Genomic DNA, 17,013 nt, shown 5'->3' with positions numbered 1-17,013 from the left:
AACCGTAATAGGTGTTAACTTTCAAACCCACTGTTCGCTGTGGTGAACTGCGTCATAGCCACGGTGGTTTCAACGGCCCGAGACGGCCGCAGGGCCCCGCCCTGGACGGACGGAGCCCTGCACGGCAGCTCTCGGGGCCTCAGAGGATCGCTCCCGGGGTGTAGGCAGCAGCCTCCGGGTGGAGGGAGCAGACCTGCTCCACCCGCTCGACCACGGAGGCGACCTGGTCGGCGGCCGCACCCGTGAACGTCAGGCGCTCGGACAGCAACGCCTCCAACTCGGCCCGGTCCAGCGGGAAACGCCCGTCCTGGGCCAACCGCTCCAGCAGCTGGTTGTGGGCGCCTTCCTGACGCATCGCCAGGGCCGAGGCGACCGCGTGCTCCTTGATGACCTCGTGCGCGCTCTCCCGGCCCATGCCCGCACGCACCGCCGCCATGAGCATCTTCGTCGTGGCCAGGAACGGAAGGTAACGGTCCAGTTCGGCCGAGATCACCGCGGGAAAGGCCCCGAACTCGTCCAGCACCGTCAGCATCGTCTCGACCAGGCCGTCGAAGGCGAAGAAGGCGTCGGGCAGGGCCACCCGGCGCACCACCGAGCACGACACGTCACCCTCGTTCCACTGGTCCCCCGCCAGCTCACCGGCCATCGACGCGTACCCGCGCAGGATCACCGCCAGCCCGTTGACCCGCTCGCAGGAGCGGGTGTTCATCTTGTGCGGCATCGCCGAGGAACCCACCTGGCCCTCGACGAAACCCTCGGTGACCAGTTCCTGCCCGGCCATCAACCGGATCGTCCTGGCCAGCGACGAGGGGCCCGCAGCCACCTGGACCAAAGACGTGACCGCCTCGAAGTCCAACGAGCGCGGATAGACCTGGCCCACGCTCGTCAGGCGGCGTGCGAACCCCAGGTGCTCAGCCACCTCCTCCTCCAGGGCGGCCAGCGCCGAACGGTCGCCCCCGAGCAGGTCCAGCATGTCCTGGGCCGTACCCACCGGGCCCTTGATCCCCCGCAGCGGATACCGGGCGATGAGCTCCTCCAGGCGCCCGTGGGCCACCAGGACCTCGTCGGCGATGGAGGCGAACCGCTTGCCGAGCGTGGTGGCCTGGGCCGCGACGTTGTGCGAACGCCCCGCCATCACCGTCTCGTCGTACTCCGCGGCCAGACGACCGAGCCGCGCCAACAGCGCCACCGTGCGGTCCCGGGCCAGCACCAGGCTGTCGCGCACCTGCAACTGCTCGACGTTCTCGGTCAGGTCCCGGGAGGTCATGCCCTTGTGCACGTGTTCGTGCCCGGCCAGGGCGTTGAACTCCTCGATCCGTGCCTTGACGTCGTGCCGCGTGGCCCGCTCGCGCTCGGCGATCGAGGCCAGGTCGACCTCCTCCAGAACCTTCTCGTAGTCATGGACCACGCCGTCGGGCACATCCACGCCCAAACGCTTCTGGGACCGCAGGACGGCCAGCCACAGCCGCCGTTCGGCGACCACCTTGTATTCGGGGGACCACAGCCGGGTCAGCTCCGGGGACGCGTAACGGGCGGCCAGGACATCGGGGATCAGCGGTTTCGCACTCACGTCGTGCCATCCTAGCGGCCCACCACCCCCGCGGGCGTCCGGCCCGGAAAGCCGGTACGGAGCCCCTCGTGCAGGGTGGGGCAGGCCCTAAGCCCAGGACGGTGGCGCAGCCGATTCCGGCAGCCCTCCCGGCTCTCTAGCGTTGGAACCATGAGCGAACACAGCCCCGCCACCACAGCCGAACGGAACCGTCCGCGCGGCCCCGACACGATTCTGCGCGCCCTGCTGCGGCCCCGCTTCCTGCTGAGCGCATGGCCCTGGCGCGCACTGGCCTTCAGCGCCGGCAGCACGGTCGTGCTCGGTGTGCTCCTTTCGGTGGCCGGTCCCCTCTACACACCCTGGGCCCTCTCGTTCGGACTCCTGCTCGTCGACCCCGAGGCCTTCCTCAGCGGCGCGGGCATCGCACTGGTCCTGACCGGTCTGGCCCTGGGAGCGCTCCTGGGTCCGCTCCTGGGGCCGGTCCTGGGCACCGTCGAGCGGTGGCGCCTCGGACTGCTCCACGGCCACGTGGCTCCGAGCGGACACCGCCCCGTGACCGAACCCGGCCCCGCCGCCTGGCTGCGCGTGCGCTACACCGAGGCCGCCACCTGGCGCGAGGTCGCCTATGCGGCGATCTCGCCCCTGACCCACGGCCTCACCGTCTTCGTCCTCATCAGCCTTGTCCTGTCCGCGTTCCTGCTGGGCCTGTCCCCGCTGCTGCTCACCAGCCCGGCGGAAACGGTCACCCTGGGGCCCCTGACACTGACCGGCCCCCGGGAGGCCCTGCCCTACTCCCTGGCTGCACCGGTGCTGTTGGGTCTGGCGCTCTACGCCAACGCGTTCCTGGCCGGGATCCAAGGGCTCGTCGCCCGCGCCCTGATCACCGGCCCCCCACCCGAGCAGTTGCGTGCCGAACTCACCGAGGTCACCGACTCCCGGGCCCGTCTCGTGGGCGCCTTCGAGTACGAGCGCCGACGCATCGAACGCGACCTGCACGACGGCGCCCAACAGAAACTGGTCGCCGTCCGGATGGATCTCGGGATGGCCCGGTTGGACCTGGAGGAGGGCAGCGGGGCCGACCGCCGCGTGGCGGCCGCACATACCCGCATCGGCGAACTCATCGACGAGCTGCGCGAACTCGTGCGCGGTATCCACCCGCGCGTGCTCGTCGACCGCGGCTTGCCCGCCGCCCTGGGCGAGTTGGCCGACCACAACCCCGCATCCGTCAGTGTCGAGACCGACCTGCCCCGCCGGCTTCCCGCGCACGTGGAGGCCACTGCCTACTTCGTGGCCGCCGAGGCCCTCACCAACGCCCACAAACACACCGAGGCCCGCAGCGTCACCGTGCGCGCCCGCATGGACGGTGAGGGGACCCAGGAGCGCCTGGTTCTGGAAGTGGCCGACGACGGTCCCGGCGGCGCCGATCCCGGCAGAGGCAGCGGGCTGACCGGAATGTCCGACCGGGCCGCTGTCATGGGTGGCACAATGGAGCTGTCCAGCCCTCAGGGCGGCCCGACCCGCGTACGAGTGGAGCTGCCGTGCCGGACCGACCCGGCCCCGACGACAACGTGAGCGCCGTCCCGACCGTGCTCGCCGAGGACGGCGTCCTGCTCCGGGAGGGGCTCGTGGGCCTGCTGGAACGCTTCGGTTTCCCCGTCGCTGCCGCTGTCGGGGACGCCGAGGCCCTCGTGGAAGCCGTGGCCGAGCACCGGCCCGGGCTCGTGGTCACCGACATCCGTATGCCGCCCGGCCACAGCGACGAGGGCCTGCGCACGGCCGTGCACCTGCGCCGCGCGGAGCCCGGGTTGGCGGTGGTGGCCCTGAGCCAGTACGTGGAGTTGAGCTACGCCTCCGAGCTGCTCGATTCCGGGGACGGAACCGGGGTCGGATACCTGCTCAAACAGAGGGTCGGGGACGTACGTGAGTTCGCCTCGGTGCTGCGCCGGGTCGTGCAGGGCGGCACCTTCGTCGACCCCGAGGTGGTGCGCCAGCTCCTGCGCCGCAGCTCGGACCCGCTGGAGCGCCTGACCGGTCGTGAACGCGAGGTCCTGGCGCTCATGGCCCAGGGCCACTCCAACGGAGCCATCGCCCGGAAGCTCGTCGTCAGTGACGCCGCAGTCGGCAAACACGTCGGCAACATCCTCGCCAAACTCGACCTGCCGCCCGACGAGGACGTCCACCGCCGGGTGCAGGCCGTCCTGGCCCACCTGCGGGCCGAGGCCGGGTGAGCTCCGGTGACGGGCCCGCGCCGGGTGAGCTCCGGCGCCGGGCCCGTCACGTAGTGGCGACAGCCGGCACGGACGGCCGGCGCTGACAGAGCGGGCTCTAGCGCCCCAGGACGCGGCGCAGCGCGCCCAGAACCAGCTCGACGCGGTCCAGGCGGGCGTTGTGGCCCATGAGGCCGATCCGCCACACCGAAGAGGCGTAGGGGCCCACCCCGGCGCCGATCTCGAGGCCGTAGTCGCTCAGCAGCTGCTCACGGACCTTGCCCGAGTCCACGCCCTCGGGCACACGCACCGACGTCAGCTGCGGCAGCCGGTGCCCCTCGGCGGCGAACAGCTCCAGGCCCATGTCCACCAGGCCCTCGCGCAGCCGGGCGCCGGCCGCCTCGTGGCGGGCCGCCACGGCTTCAGCGCCTTCGTCCTCGATGCGGGCCAGTGCCGCGTCCAAGGAGGCGACCATCGAGGTCGGTGCGGTGTGGTGGTAGGCGCGGCCGCCCGGGCCGCCGCGTACGTAGGCGCCCAGCAGGCCGAGGTCGATGTACCACACGGGAGGGGACTGCACCCGCCGCTCCCAGGCACGCTCGGAGAAGGTGAAGGGCGCCAGCCCCGGCGCCACGCCCAGGCACTTCTGGGTACCGGCGTAGGCGATGTCCACCTGCCACTCGTCCAGCTCCATGGGCATGCCGCCCAGGGAGGTGACGCAGTCGGCGATCAGCAGGGTCTCGTCGGAGCGCTCGCGAAGGGACCGGCCCAGAGCGCCGATGTCGCTGACCGCGCCGGTGGAGGTCTCTGCGTGCACAGCGGCCACCAACCGGGGGGAGGGGTGGGCGTCCAGGACCCGCTGGACGTCCACGGGCCGGCCCCACTCGTGGTCGACACGGATCACCTCGGCACCGTAGCGTCCGGCGACCTCGCACATGCGCTCGCCGAACAGCCCGTTGACCGCCACGACCACCGTGTCACCCTTGCGCACGGTGTTGGCGAAGGCCGTCTCCATACCCAGGGAGCCGGTGCCGGAGAGGGGGAGGGTCAGCGGGTTCTCGGTGCCCCACAGAGAACGCAGCCGCTCGCAGGTGCGTTCCAGCAAGGTGATGAATTGGGGGTCGAGGTGGCCGAGCAGAGGCGTGGCCAGGCCCAGGGTCGCTTCCGGGTAGGGGTTGCTGGGCCCCGGCCCCAACAGGGTGCGTTCGGTAACTGACATGGCCACACACTACTGAGTTTTCTGTTGCTCCTGTGGGGTGGGGGCTCGGTTGTGCGGTCCCTCCGGGGCGGCCCCGTAAACGCGAACAGCACCTGCTGGCCGAACGGGCGGTGGGGACCGAGCGCACGCGTACCGCCCGCGACGGCCGAGCTCATCCGCGGTACGGGGCGCCAGGCCCTGGGGGAACTGCGCGACATCCTGGGGGTGTTGCGCGAGTACCCCAGCAGTCCGGTGCCGGATCCGCAGCACTCGACCCTGAGCCGGGTCCGGGTCCTGGTCGCGGGGTGGAGGGATGCGGGGATGGACGCCGAACTCTCCGGCAGGCTCGCCTCGGACGTCCCGGTCTCCGTGCAGAGCACCGCCCACCAGGCCGTCAGGGAGGCGCTGACCAACGCGGCCGAACACGCGGCCGGCGCGGGCGGGCACCTGCAGGCACACGAACGGGCCGACGGCGGCTGGGAGCTGAGTGCGAGGCTGCCCGTGGACGAATCGTCCGGACCAGCTGGCAATGACGGCCCGGGCGCAGGGGTGGCCGTGGGTCCGGAGCAGGCTCACCGGGCCCCGTGGACCGGCCGCCGGCCCCACCGCCACCGGGCGCCCAGGCCCCTGTGGATCTGCCGGGACCGGGTCCACGCCTGCAGGGCTTGCTCCTCGTTTCCTTCCTCGAAAGCCACTTGGGCGAGTACGCGCAAGGCCTGCGCCGCGTCCAGGCGGTGCCCGAGCTCCCGGTGGATCCGCACCGCCTCCGCGGCGTCTGCCCGTGCCCCGGCGGGGTCGCCGGAGCGCAGCCGGTCCAGGGCCATCGTCCGGCAGGCACGGCCCTCCAGCATGCTCATCTGGCCGGCACGAGCCATGTCCCGTGCTTCCTGTGCCCGGGCCGTGGCGGACCCGGGGCCGTGCTCTGCGGCTTCGGCCTCCGCGAGGGCCACCAGGGCAACACACTGCAGATCCGGGGAGCCCGTGCGTGAACTCAGGGTCAGGGCCGCGTGCCCTGTCTGGACCGCGGCCCCGGTGGAGCGCGCCGCCGCTGTGTGTACGGCTGCCACGAGGGCCAGCACATGTTCACGGGAACGGGGGAGGTCGTGGGTGGTCTGCAGCGCCTGCGCCACTGACGCCTCGGCCGCGGCGTACCGGCCCTTGGCGAGCTGGACCGCGGCGAGATGGCTCAGGCCCTCGGCCGTGACGCGTTGCAGCCCCAGACGCTCGGAGATGTCCAACGCGTGCCGCAGGGCGAGTTCGGCCCCGTTCAACTCGCCCAGGTGCAGCCGCCCCAGGCCCAGGGTGACCAGGCGTGGTGCGCTCTCGGCCCCTTCTTCCGGCGGATCCCGCCGTACCGAGGACGTCTCGACCACGCCCACGGCCGTCCGGGGTTCGCCCAGGTGCAGGTGGGCCTCGGCGATGTTGCCCAGAGCGGTCCGTTGCGGCGGGAGTTTTCCTCGGCGCCGCCATCCCGCCAGAGCACGGCCGAGGTGTTCGACTGCTTCCCGGTACTGGCCTTGTTGGGCCAGGACCACCCCGGCGTTGTTGTAGACCGAGAGCTCGCCCGGTTCCCAGCCGGCACGCCGGTAGTGGGCCAGCGACGCGTGGAGGTCGGCCAGTGCCGAGGGCAGGTCCTGCCGGTAGATGCCCTCGAGTCCGCGTATGTGCAGCATCGAGGCCCACCCCAGGGGTTCGGCCGTGTCGGGGGCGCGTTCCAGCCAGGTGTGCACGGGCCCGGAGAGCTCGCCGATGCGCAGCCTCAGCCCCACCAGCCCTCGGAGCGAATCGGCCACGCGCCATGCCAGTCCGGGATCGCCGAAGTCGTGGTGGGCGAGTGTGAGGACGTTGTGCAGTTCCGTGTCGAGCCAGTCCAGGGCTTGGTAGCGGTCGCTCGGATGCGGTGCGAGATGTGCGGTCCCGTCGGGGTCGGGGCCGGGAGGAGGCGGGGCAAGGTCCACATCCGGGCACACCAGGGTCGAGACGGACCGCAGCACGGCGAGGTGGAAGTTCTGGAACCGGCGCAGGGCCCTGTGGCGCTCGTGCTCCCCGTCCCGTTGGCGGGTGAGTTTCTCGGCGTAGAGCCGCAGCAGGTCGTGCATGCGGTACCGGGTGGCCGAGGTCTGCTCCACGAGGTTGCTGCGCACGAGGGAGTGCAGTGCCTCTTCCGCTTCTGCTCCCAGCAGTGCCGAGGCAGAAGCAGGGGTCAGGTCCGTCCCCTCCAACAGGCCCATCAGTCGGAACAGCTTGCGGGCCTGCTCGGTGAGGCTCTCGTAGGAGCGTTCGAAGGCGATGGTCACCGACAGGTCCGGTTCGCCGAGCACACGCAGGGCCGTCAGGCGGTCACTGCGTTCGAGTTCGGCCACGTAGCTGTGGATGCGCTGCTCCGGGAAATCACCGATGTTGGCCCCCGCGATGCGCAGCGCCAGTGGCAGCCCGTCACACATCCGGGCCAGGCGCTGCACCGCCCCGGCCTGCTCGTCGTCGCCCTCGGGAAGGGACAGCATGCCTTCGAGCAGTTCCTCCGACTCCGCCTGTTCCAGGGGCTCGAGCCGCAGGTGGCGGGCGCCGTGCACCGCTCTGAGGCCGTGCAGGTCGGACCGGCTGGTCACCAAGGTCGCACAGCCCTGGCCGCCGGCGAGCAGCGGTTCGACCTGTGTGCGGTCGCCGACGTTGTCCAACAACACCAGCACGCGCCGCTCCCACAGCAGGGAACGGAACATCGCGGCACGCTCCTCCAGGTCCCCCGGGATCTGGTCGGCGGCCACGCCGAGCGCTTTGAGGAAACGCAGCAGGACCGTGTTGGGACAGGTCGCTGCCAGGGGAGAGAAGCCGTGCATGTCCGCGTAGAGCTGCCCGTCGGGAAAGGCCGGGGCCGAGCGGTGCGCCACGTGTACCGCCAGGCCGGTCTTGCCGACACCGGCCGCCCCGGTCAGGAGAACCAGGGCCGACCCGGTTCCCGGCGCCGCGGTCCCCAACATCGTCTCCATCTCGCCGATGAGCTGTCGGCGGCCCACGAACGGGGCCGTCCTCGGCGGGAGCTGGCGGGGGGAGGGCGGGGCGGGACGGGCCCGGTCCTCCTGCGGGCCGGGGCGGGGGGCCGGTCCGGCATCGGCGCGCAACAGGCGCTGGTGCAGCTCCTGCAGCGTCGCGTTCGGTTCCACCCCCAGCTCCTCGACCAGGGAGTCCCGTAGGAGCTGGAAGTGCATCAGCGCCTCGGCGCGGCGTCCCACCGCGTCCAACGCGGTCATCAGCTGGTGCCAGAACACCTCACGCAGGGGTTCTTCGGAGACGAGTCCGTGCAGAGGCGCGAGCACCTCCTCGTAGTGGCCCAACTGGAGGTCGACCTCCACGCGTTCCTCGACGGCGCCGAGGTAGCGCTCCCGTAGCTGGGGGACCTGGCTCAGGTGCAGGCCGGGGGAGGGAACGTTCTCCAGCAGCGGGAAACTCCAGAGGCCGGTCGCCTCGTGCAGGTGCTGGGAGGCCGCGGCGAGACTGCCCTCGTGGCGTGCCTCACGGGCGTGCCGTACCAGCTTCTCGAAGCGCCACAGGTCGACGGACATGTCCTTCGCCGCCTCGGGGCAGATCTGGTATCCGCTGTCGTTGGTGCGGATGAGCTCGCCACGGTGTTCCTCGCACGTGCGGCGCAACCGCATCACGTAGGAGCGGACCGCCTCCCGCGCCCCTTCGGGAGGCTCCTCCCACACCGCCTCGATCAGTTCCGGCACTGTCGTGGGTGAGGAGCGCAGCAGCAGGGTGGTGAGGATGATGCGCTGCTTGGCCGCTGTCAGTGCCAGGGCACGGCCCGCGCGCCATCCCTCCAACGGCCCGAGCAGCCGGAATTCCCATGTGTGCACAGAACCACCTCTGATTCGCCGACGACCGCGAGAGCCTGCGACAGGTCCACACTCTTGCACACGAATGACGCCGTTCGGGACCTACGTCACCGAAAAGTCATTATCTCATTCCATCGTGGAACCCCTCGTCCTTCGACGGTCGAGGTCGAGAACGTTCACCGCGCGAACGGAGCGGTTCACCGTCCCCAGTGGAAAGCAGCAGGAACCCTTCCTGAAATCGTTCGGTGATCACCCGATCCCACCTCCCCGGCCCCGTCTCAGAAAGTGGAACGTTGCAGGAACTCACCCGCAATATCGACGCCGGAGCCGACCTGCGTCCGGGACGGCGGCCTCGCCCGGGCGGCCGCTGCCCCGACCGCTACCAGCGCCGGAACGGTGATGCCGGGGCCGTCGTGAACCACCTGAGGTGACAGACCCTGCCCGGACCGGCGGTGGAGCGTGCAACCCCCGCTCCTGCGTGCTCCACCGCCCCACCCGTCCACGGCCCGGACCCCGTGCGATGCACCGAAGCCAGGGCCGGCGGGGCCGAGGACCAACCCCCGACGCACGGTGATCCACCACACCCTCCCCGTGCGTACTCGGTCGCGCCGGCCCTTCCCCTGCGTTCAGGCCCCGGGATCCCTCCCTCCCGGGGCCCACGCGCACCCGGTAGAGCCCCTTTTCCCGCTTCCCGAGCCAGGACAGGGGCGTGAAGGCGGGGGTAGCGTGGAAGGTGTGCACCCTGAGTGCCACCGCGAACCGGGAGGTGCGCATGAAACGTCGAGTGCGCCAGTACAGCCTCCTCATGGGGGCCTGTGTCCTGCTTTTCGCCGCGTCCGCGCCCGTCTACTTCCTGTTCGGTACCGGATGGGCCGTGGCCATGTGTGTGGTCGCCTCCGTGCTGCCTCCGGTGGCGATGACCCTGGGCAACCTCGCCGACCCCGACGACCCCGGGGACCGCGACGCCCGTTACGGGAGCAACGCCGACCCGCAGGACCACGGCGGTGAAGAAGGCCCCACGCCCCATTAGCCGGCCCCGCCGGAAGAGCCCTTCAACACGGTGTCCCCACCCGCACGGTGTGAGAGGCCCGACCCGGCCGACCATGGCAGACCCGAACCGGGCGCACATAGGATTCCGTGCGGACCATGCGGCACCGGGAGCGGTGCCCGGCCGAACTCGGGAGGAAAGACAAGGTGACCCACACCGGCGTCGACCAGCACCGCACCACCGGATCCGAGGGCGCTCTGCGCATCCTGACGGTCGAGCACGACGACCCGCGCGTGGACGGGCTCCTGGACGGACTGCTGGAGGAGTACACCCAGCGCTACGGGGCCGACGGTGCCGCCCATGAGTTGTCCCGCTACCCCGTCACCGAGTTCGTGGCCCCCGACGGGCGGATGGTCCTGGTCGAGCTCCAGGGGCAGATCGTGGCCGGCGGCGCCGTGCGTCCGTACCGTACCGACCGCTCCCAGGAGCCGGAAACGGCCGAGTTCAAGCGCATCTGGACCTCCGAGCGGCATCGCCGCAGGGGCCTGGCCCGTGCCGTCATGGGCGCGCTCGAACAGGCCGCCCGCGACCTGGGCTACACCCGTGTAGTGCTGTTCACCGGCCCTTCCCAGCCCGAGGCCGTGGCCCTCTACGAGCGCCTGGGTTACCGCCACCTGGACCCCGCCGGGATCGACGATCTGCCCTACCCCAAGGCCATCCCCTTCGCCACCGCGCTTTAGACCGTTCAGAGGCGGAAGGGACGGCGGCAGTGCTCTTCCGGACGCCGGTGGCCGGTGCCGACGCTCTCCGAGGCACTTCCGTCGGCCCGGCCCCTTCCCTCATCGATCCAGTAGGGGTTATGGCCGGTGGAATGGACCGCGCACGGGCGGACCGGTGTTCCGGGGCCTAGGATGGGAACCGGGCGCAGGGCCCTCACCAGCCGCCCCGCCCCGCACCAGTCCGCACACCCCGCGAGGAGAGAGCTCACGTGAGCGACCAGCAGCGTCCCGGAGACCGAGCCGACGCCTTTGTGTTCACCCCCCGCAAGAACGGTCAGTCCCAGTCGGTCTCCGACGAGCTCGCCACGTGGATGAGTACCGGGTGGGCCGACACCGAGCTGCGCGACCTGGACCCCATCGAGCAGGCGCCCCACACCGCGCGCCGCCGTGCCGTCCTCAGCGCAGCCTTCCCCGGCGAGCGCCTCGTCGTGCCGGCCGGGCAGCTGGTGACCCGTTCCAACGACACCGAGTACCCCTTCCGCGCCGCCACCGATTACGTCTACCTTTCCGGTGACACCGCCGACGGCGGATGCCTGGTGCTGACCCCCGACGCCGACGGGGGCCACGAGGCGCTCCTCTACCTCAAGCCGCGCTCGGACCGCGAGAACGGTGAGTTCTGGCTCGGCCAGTACGGCGAACTGTGGACCGGGCGCCGCAACAGCCTCCAAGAGGCCTCCGTCCTCTTCGGTGTGCCCACCGCCGACGTGCGCACCCTGCCCGAGGACCTGCGCGCGGGCACGGCGACCCTGCGTGTGGTGCGCGGCCACGACGAGGAGGTGGACGCCCTCGTCGATGAGGTGCGCGGGGACACCGGTACCGAGGCCCGCGCCAAGTCCGCGCGCCTGGACGAGGAGCTCCGCGTGGAGTTGGACGACCACCGGCTGGTCAAGGACGAGTGGGAGGTCGCCCAGCTCCAGCGCGCCGTCGACGCCACCGTGCGCGGGTTCAACGACGTGGTCGCCGCGCTGCCCCAGGCCCAGGACACCTCCGAACGGTTCGTGGAGGGCACCTTCTTCCTGCGTGCCCGCGTGGAGGGCAACGACGTCGGTTACGGCACCATCGCCGCTTCCGGCGCCAACGCCACCACCCTGCACTGGACCCGCAACGACGGGCCGGTCCGCGAGGGCGACCTGCTGCTGCTGGACGCCGGCGTGGAGACCACCACCCTCTACACCGCCGACGTCACCCGGACCATGCCGGTCTCGGGCACCTTCACCGAACTGCAGCGCAAGGTCTACGACCTGGTGTACGCCGCTCAGGAGGCCGGTATCGCCGCGGTCGCCCCGGGCCGTTCCTTCGGTGACTTCCACAAGGCCTCCCAGCGTGTGCTGGCCGAGGGCCTGGTCGAGTGGGGACTGCTGGAGGGCCCGGTCGAGCGTGTGCTGGAGCTGGGTCTGCAGCGCCGCTACACCCTGCACGGCACCGGCCACATGCTCGGCCTGGACGTGCACGACTGCGCCGCGGCCCGCCAGGAGGCCCACCTGTACGGCGAGCTGGAGCCGGGCATGGTGTTGACCGTGGAGCCGGGCCTGTACTTCCAGCCCGACGACCTCACCGTCCCCGGGGAGCTGCGCGGTACCGGCGTGCGCATCGAGGACGACGTCCTGGTCACCGAGGAGGGCCGCACGGTCATGTCGGCCGGGCTGCCGCGTTCCTCCGCCGAGGTCGAGGCCTGGCTGGCCGAGCGCCTGCCGCGCTCCTGACCCGCCCGCCCCGCGGCGCACGGCTGCGGGGCTCCCGCGAGGCCGTGTGGGCCGTCTCCCGCCGGGGAGGCGGCCCACACGTGTGCGTGCCCCCGGCCGGGGCGGAAGACTCACCCGATCGACGAGGAACGAGACCGAGAGTGCCGGTTCGTGCCTCTGGGGCTTGAGGAAGCGGCGTGTGGAGGGCGAGCACCGCCTCCTCGAAGAGGTCCAGCTCCTTCTTCCCGGCCACCTCGCGGACAGAAGCGGTGAGGAACCCGAGCCGATCGGTGAGGGAGGGGTGCGGGCTTCAGGAAGTTGAGGGAGAGTCGGAAGAAAGGCCGTGGTTGCGTCCGTTCTTCGGTGCGTGGACCGTGGTGGGTGTCTTCTGGAGGTCTTTCTCTGTCCCGCGCTCCCGGGTGGGTCCGGTCATTTCCCCGTAGAAGCTGATGTGCACGAGGTTGGTCCCGGCGTCCGGGTCGCTTTCGGGAGGGTGCCAGGAGCGGGCGCGGCCTCCGAGCCCTTCTGCGGGTTCGGGGAGGAATGCCTCGTCACCGGCTGGGACGAGCTGCTTCGCTGCTGTGGTCCCGGGCTTCCCGCCACCGATGACGGCGCTCCTTCTAGGCATGGTCGGCAACCGTTTCCCTCAAGGGCATTGGGTTCGGGAGTGCCTTGTGCGGCCGATGTCCTCGCGCGCAGAACCGGTCGGAACGGCGTCGGTGCTCCATGATGCAACCGGAAAAACGGTCGGGTTCATTCGATCTTCTCATCGCCGTTTCCCGGGTTGTCGATTTTTCAGTACAGAGTTCCGACTGTGTCATATCGCCCTGTTCCGAAACGCCCCGGCCGTGGACCTCGGCTCAGAGAACGCGAACCCTCCTCATGCCGGACCCGGTCGTCCCTGTTCGGTCCACCCGGCCCCTCCCAGGCGCGTGAAACCCGCGATACGCGGATGGATCGAGACGGGAAGGTCGCGTCCGAAGGCCGCCAAGGAAGCGGCCACCCCTGCATCGGGGCGACCGTAGACGTCGAGCCGCTCCACCGAGCAGTGCTCCATCACCCCGCCGATGTGGTCGGAGGAGATCCGCCAGTGCGTACGGATGGACTCCGAATCCGCGTAGAGCTGGAAACTGTGTGCCCGCATGTTCTCCTCGTCGGAGAAGAACTCCACCATGACCTGAGGGGCGTGCTCCTCGGTGAAGCGCACGGCGCGCTCGGCGGCGAGCCGGAAATCCGCCCAGTGCCCTTCCCGGACGCGCATGGTGTTGTGGAACAGGACCGGTGCGTCGGATGTGCTCGGCATGCGTCTCATTCTTCTGCCCGGCCCCGCTCTGTCAACACTCCCCGTGCCGAAACCTCCGGCGGAAGCCCACGATCTGTCGGCAGGCCCCGGTGGCGATGGGCGCCATGGCAGCCGTCGTGCCCAAGCTGGCCGAGCACGTCGACAAGGTCGCGGTGGTCGGCCCCGGACATGACGGTGCCCGCCGTCGGCGACGGCGGGCACCGGTGCGGGCGCTCGACCCCGAGCGGGGTGAGAGGTCGTGCGCGAGGTCAGCGGGAGATGTCGTCGGGCCCGCGCACGGGACCGTGGTGGAAGGTGTGGTCGGGCTCGTCGTCGGGCACCGCCGGGTAGGTGGGGGCGGCGTCCGGGTCGGCCTGGCTGTGCGGGGGCACTTGCACACCCTCGGCCTCGAGCACGCCCATGGTCCGGTTGCGCAGCTCGGGCAGCATCCCGTAGAGGACCTCGCCCGGGCACTCGGTGGCGTTGAAGTCGCGGTGGCCCACGATCGCGTCCGGGTTGAGCCCGTAGGCCTGGCACAGCCACGCCAGGGTCTCCACGAGGGCATCGATCAGTGCGCCGGTGGGTTCGACACCGGTGTAGGTTCCCTCGTTCTCGATACCGATGGTGGTGTTGTTGTGGTTGGCCACGTGGGTGCCCACGCACTGGCTGCCCTCGCGGATGGCCGGCAGCGCGCGGTTGCGGCCCTCCATGACGTGCCCGCCGCGGCTGATGGTGAGCTGCTGGCCGACGTCGATCCATCCCTGGGTGTCCATGTGGAAGTTCTGGATGGAGCGCGACAGCGCCAGGGCGTGTTCCAGGGAGTGGTCGTCACTGTTGGCGGTGGCGGTGTGGTGCACCACGATGTTGGTCGGCGGGGTGGCCAGGACCTGGACGGGGCTGGAGGGTGTCCGGGCGTTCCAGGCGGCGCGTGTGTGCAGCGCTGGTTCGGCGATGCGCACGGGTGAGGCCTGCAGGGGCGGGGCGGCGAAGGCACCGCCGAGCACGGCCGCACCGGAGGCCAGCGCGGCACCGCGGAACACGGTCCTGCGGCCGGGGCCGGGCGCGGGGGAGTGGGACATGGAAGTTTCCTTCTACCGGGGTTGATGTACCAGTAGTAAAGGAACACGCCCTCTCCGTGTTTGGCAAAGGGTTCCGGAGGATAATGCAGGGCCGAATCCGGCCACAATGTAAACCCGGTGCCCCTCTGGGGTGGAGTTGTATTACGTGGTAGGTGGAGAAGAATGGTTTTGTATTCTTCTACAATCCTTCCGTGTTGGTTTCGTGTTCATCTCCATTGCCGTACGGCGGTTTCTGGTGATCGGACAAAAAAGGAACACCGAACATCTTGGTTCGGTGTTCCCAATTCGGGTTCGGGGATTATCACGCCACGGGCTCGGCCTCGTTCTCGGTGCGCGCGACCGGAACCAGGCGCCCCGTCCGGTGCAGCCACCAGTCGGCCAGCAGGGTCGTCAACGGCGGCACCGAAGCCGCCAGGGTCAGCAGGGTCGCCCCCAGGCCCCACCGGAACCGCAGCGCCGCGGCCAGCGCCACGACCCCGTAGACGACAAAAGCTCCTCCGTGCAGCGGACCGAAGATCTGCACCCCGATCTCGTTGCCGCTGCCCAGGTACTTCACGCCCATGCCTATGAGGAGTCCGACCCAGGTGAAGGCCTCGAACGCCGCTACCACGCGAAAAACCAGGGCTGTCGTACGGGGTTTGATGTTCACGTTCTTCCTCGGGCTCTCCGGTAGGCCGCACACGACGGGGCCACGGCGCACCGGCCGGGACCCGGAACCAGGCTAGGGCACCCGTGCCGGCACACCGGTCCGGGGCGGCGTGAGGGCCTACTCACCCCGGTGCGTGCAGATGCTCGGAGGCCGCCGCACGGACCGCGTCGGAGACCGCGTCCAGGGCCGGGGAGGAGACGTTCCACCGCTGCCAGTGCAACCGGACCCGGACCGGGCGGTCGGGCGCCAGCTCCACCAGACGCCCCGCCGCCACGAGTTCGGCACACTGGCGCTCGGGCACCACGCCCCACCCCAGGCCGAGCACGACCACCCGCGCGAAATCCTCCGTAGCCGGCACGTAGTGGCGCGGACCCTCCGGCTCACGCCCTGCGAACCCGCGTACGAAACGGTCCTGGAGTTCGTCGTTGCGGTCGTAGTTGACCACCGGGGCCCGTGCCAACGCCGCAGCGTCGTCGCGGCGCAGATGGCGCCGAGCGAACCCCGGGCTGCACACCGCCCGGTAGCGCAACGCTCCCAGCGGGTGCACCGAACAGCCCTGCACCGTCTGCGGTCGGGAGGTGACCGCGCCCATCACCGCGCCCGAGCGCAACAGTTCCGTGGTGTGCTGCTCGTCCTCCCGGTGGATCTCGAAGGCCACACCCAGCTCCTCGGGAACGGCGGCCAGGGCCTGAGTGAACCACGTGGCCAGGCTGTCGGCGTTGACCGCAAGCGGCACCGTCACCCGGCCGTGCTCGCGTCCTTCGGCTCGCAGGGCCCGGGCGGTGTCCTCGTCCAGCATGACCACCTGCCGTGCGTGGCGCAGGAGCACGTCACCGGTCGTGGTCGTGCCCACCGGTGAGGTACGCCTTACCAACACCGTCCCCGCCGCCTGCTCCATCGCCCGCACCCGTTGGGAGACTGCGGAGGTGCTCACCCTCAGCCGGTGGGCCGCGCCCTCGAAGGAACCCTCGTCCACCAGGGCGGTCAGGGTGCGCAGATGGTCGAACTGGAACGGCACGTGAAGCTCTCTTTCACAGTCCTGAAGAAGATGAGTCTCACTGTACATCCGGGACGGGAGCGCTCTAGCGTGCCGGGATGACCCCTCTCCTCTCCTTGTTCGCCGGCATGGGCGCCGGGCTCGCCCTCATCGTGGCCATCGGTTCCCAGAACGCCCACGTGCTGCGTGTCGGCGTCCGCTCCGGGACCGGCACCGTCCTGCCCGTGGTGGCCGTGTGTGTCCTCTCCGACGCCGTCCTCGTCAGCGCCGGCGTGCTGGGCGTGGGCGCCCTCGCCCAGGCACTGCCCTTCCTCGTCGAGGCGATCCGTGTGCTGGGTGCGGTGTTCCTGCTCGCCTACGGCCTGACGGCCCTGCGCCGGAGCCTGCGTCCCGGCACACTGGTGGCCGCCGATGAGTCCGCCGGCCCGGGACGTGGTGGCGCAGTGGCCACTACCCTGGCCCTGACCTGGCTCAATCCGCACGTGTACCTGGACACCGTGGTCCTGCTGGGCTCCCTGGCCCAGCAGCAGGAGAGCGACCTGCGCTGGTGGTGGACGATCGGTGCCATCGCCGGAAGTTTCCTGTGGTTCACCGCTCTCGGTGGTGCTGCCCGCCTGCTGCGTCCCCTGTTCGCCCGCCCCGGGGCCTGGCGTGTATTGGACCTACTCGTGGCTGCGGTCATGCTCACGCTCGGCGTGCGCCTGGCCCTCGAGATCTGAACCCGGGATGGTGCACAGGGGTGAAGTGGGTCATATCGTGTGGTTCGATCCACA

Annotated in this window: 13 protein-coding genes; 6 read left to right on the top strand and 7 right to left on the bottom strand. The window is 70.6% G+C overall.

Translation table 11 applies throughout. The features are described from left to right. Positions 1–139: 139 nt before the first annotated feature. The gene (gene purB / locus D456_RS0102820) at positions 140–1,570 is read right to left on the bottom strand and encodes an adenylosuccinate lyase (protein ID WP_017574634.1); all 1,431 of its coding nucleotides are present in this window, start codon (positions 1,568–1,570) and stop codon (positions 140–142) included. 150 nt (positions 1,571–1,720) lie between these two features. Between purB and D456_RS0102815 the strand changes: the two genes are divergently transcribed. Both D456_RS0102815 and D456_RS0102810 read left to right on the top strand, forming a co-directional pair. Continuing rightward, entirely contained in the window at positions 1,721–3,121 is a 1,401-nt protein-coding gene (locus tag D456_RS0102815; protein WP_017574633.1) for a sensor histidine kinase, read from the top strand. Further along, on the top strand, positions 3,088–3,777 hold the full coding sequence (locus D456_RS0102810) for a response regulator (protein ID WP_017574632.1): 690 nt from the start codon (positions 3,088–3,090) through the stop codon (positions 3,775–3,777). Before D456_RS0102815 ends, D456_RS0102810 begins: the two co-directional genes overlap by 34 nt. A gap of 97 nt (positions 3,778–3,874) precedes the next feature. Here D456_RS0102810 and D456_RS0102805 read toward each other — a convergent pair whose 3' ends face one another. Next, the gene (locus tag D456_RS0102805) at positions 3,875–4,972 is read right to left on the bottom strand and encodes a pyridoxal-phosphate-dependent aminotransferase family protein (RefSeq protein WP_017574631.1); all 1,098 of its coding nucleotides are present in this window, start codon (positions 4,970–4,972) and stop codon (positions 3,875–3,877) included. Between the two features lie 551 nt (positions 4,973–5,523). After that, positions 5,524–8,805, bottom strand: a complete 3,282-nt coding sequence (locus D456_RS24955; protein ID WP_017574630.1) for an AfsR/SARP family transcriptional regulator — start codon at positions 8,803–8,805, stop codon at positions 5,524–5,526. Positions 8,806–9,556: 751 nt separating this feature from the next. Here D456_RS24955 and D456_RS0102795 point away from each other — a divergent pair. The 3 genes from D456_RS0102795 to D456_RS0102785 all read left to right on the top strand — a co-directional run bounded on the left by D456_RS0102795 (position 9,557) and on the right by D456_RS0102785 (position 12,254). After that, positions 9,557–9,814: a DUF3099 domain-containing protein gene (locus tag D456_RS0102795; protein WP_040698625.1), complete on the top strand. Its 258-nt coding sequence runs from the start codon at positions 9,557–9,559 to the stop codon at positions 9,812–9,814. Between the two features lie 164 nt (positions 9,815–9,978). Further along, entirely contained in the window at positions 9,979–10,512 is a 534-nt protein-coding gene (locus D456_RS0102790; RefSeq protein ID WP_017574628.1) for a GNAT family N-acetyltransferase, read from the top strand. 248 nt (positions 10,513–10,760) lie between these two features. After that, on the top strand, positions 10,761–12,254 hold the full coding sequence (locus tag D456_RS0102785; protein WP_017574627.1) for an aminopeptidase P family protein: 1,494 nt from the start codon (positions 10,761–10,763) through the stop codon (positions 12,252–12,254). 859 nt (positions 12,255–13,113) lie between these two features. On the opposite strand, the gene D456_RS0102775 is transcribed toward D456_RS0102785, so the two are convergent. The 4 genes from D456_RS0102775 to D456_RS0102760 form a co-directional block, all read right to left on the bottom strand. Next, the gene (locus D456_RS0102775) at positions 13,114–13,536 is read right to left on the bottom strand and encodes a hypothetical protein (protein ID WP_017574625.1); all 423 of its coding nucleotides are present in this window, start codon (positions 13,534–13,536) and stop codon (positions 13,114–13,116) included. Between the two features lie 248 nt (positions 13,537–13,784). Further along, positions 13,785–14,594 carry a peptidoglycan recognition protein family protein gene (locus D456_RS0102770; RefSeq protein WP_017574624.1) on the bottom strand — a complete coding sequence of 270 codons (810 nt, stop codon included), beginning with the start codon at positions 14,592–14,594 and terminating at the stop codon, positions 13,785–13,787. A 301-nt stretch (positions 14,595–14,895) separates the two neighbouring features. Continuing rightward, the gene (locus D456_RS0102765; RefSeq protein ID WP_017574623.1) at positions 14,896–15,243 is read right to left on the bottom strand and encodes a DUF3817 domain-containing protein; all 348 of its coding nucleotides are present in this window, start codon (positions 15,241–15,243) and stop codon (positions 14,896–14,898) included. A gap of 121 nt (positions 15,244–15,364) precedes the next feature. After that, positions 15,365–16,261, bottom strand: coding sequence for a LysR family transcriptional regulator ArgP (locus D456_RS0102760; RefSeq protein WP_017574622.1), 897 nt, complete (start codon positions 16,259–16,261; stop codon positions 15,365–15,367). A gap of 77 nt (positions 16,262–16,338) precedes the next feature. Here D456_RS0102760 and D456_RS0102755 point away from each other — a divergent pair, with 77 nt between their 5' ends. Continuing rightward, positions 16,339–16,959 (top strand): LysE/ArgO family amino acid transporter, encoded by a 621-nt coding sequence (locus tag D456_RS0102755; protein WP_017574621.1) that lies wholly within the window; start codon positions 16,339–16,341, stop codon positions 16,957–16,959. Positions 16,960–17,013: the final 54 nt, after the last annotated feature.

Origin of the sequence: Nocardiopsis kunsanensis DSM 44524 (genome assembly GCF_000340965.1) — a bacterium.
Classification (GTDB): Bacteria; Actinomycetota; Actinomycetes; order Streptosporangiales; family Streptosporangiaceae; genus Nocardiopsis; species Nocardiopsis kunsanensis.
The sequence above is the reverse complement of the archived record's forward strand: the minus strand, read 5'-3'. Positions and strand labels throughout refer to the sequence as shown.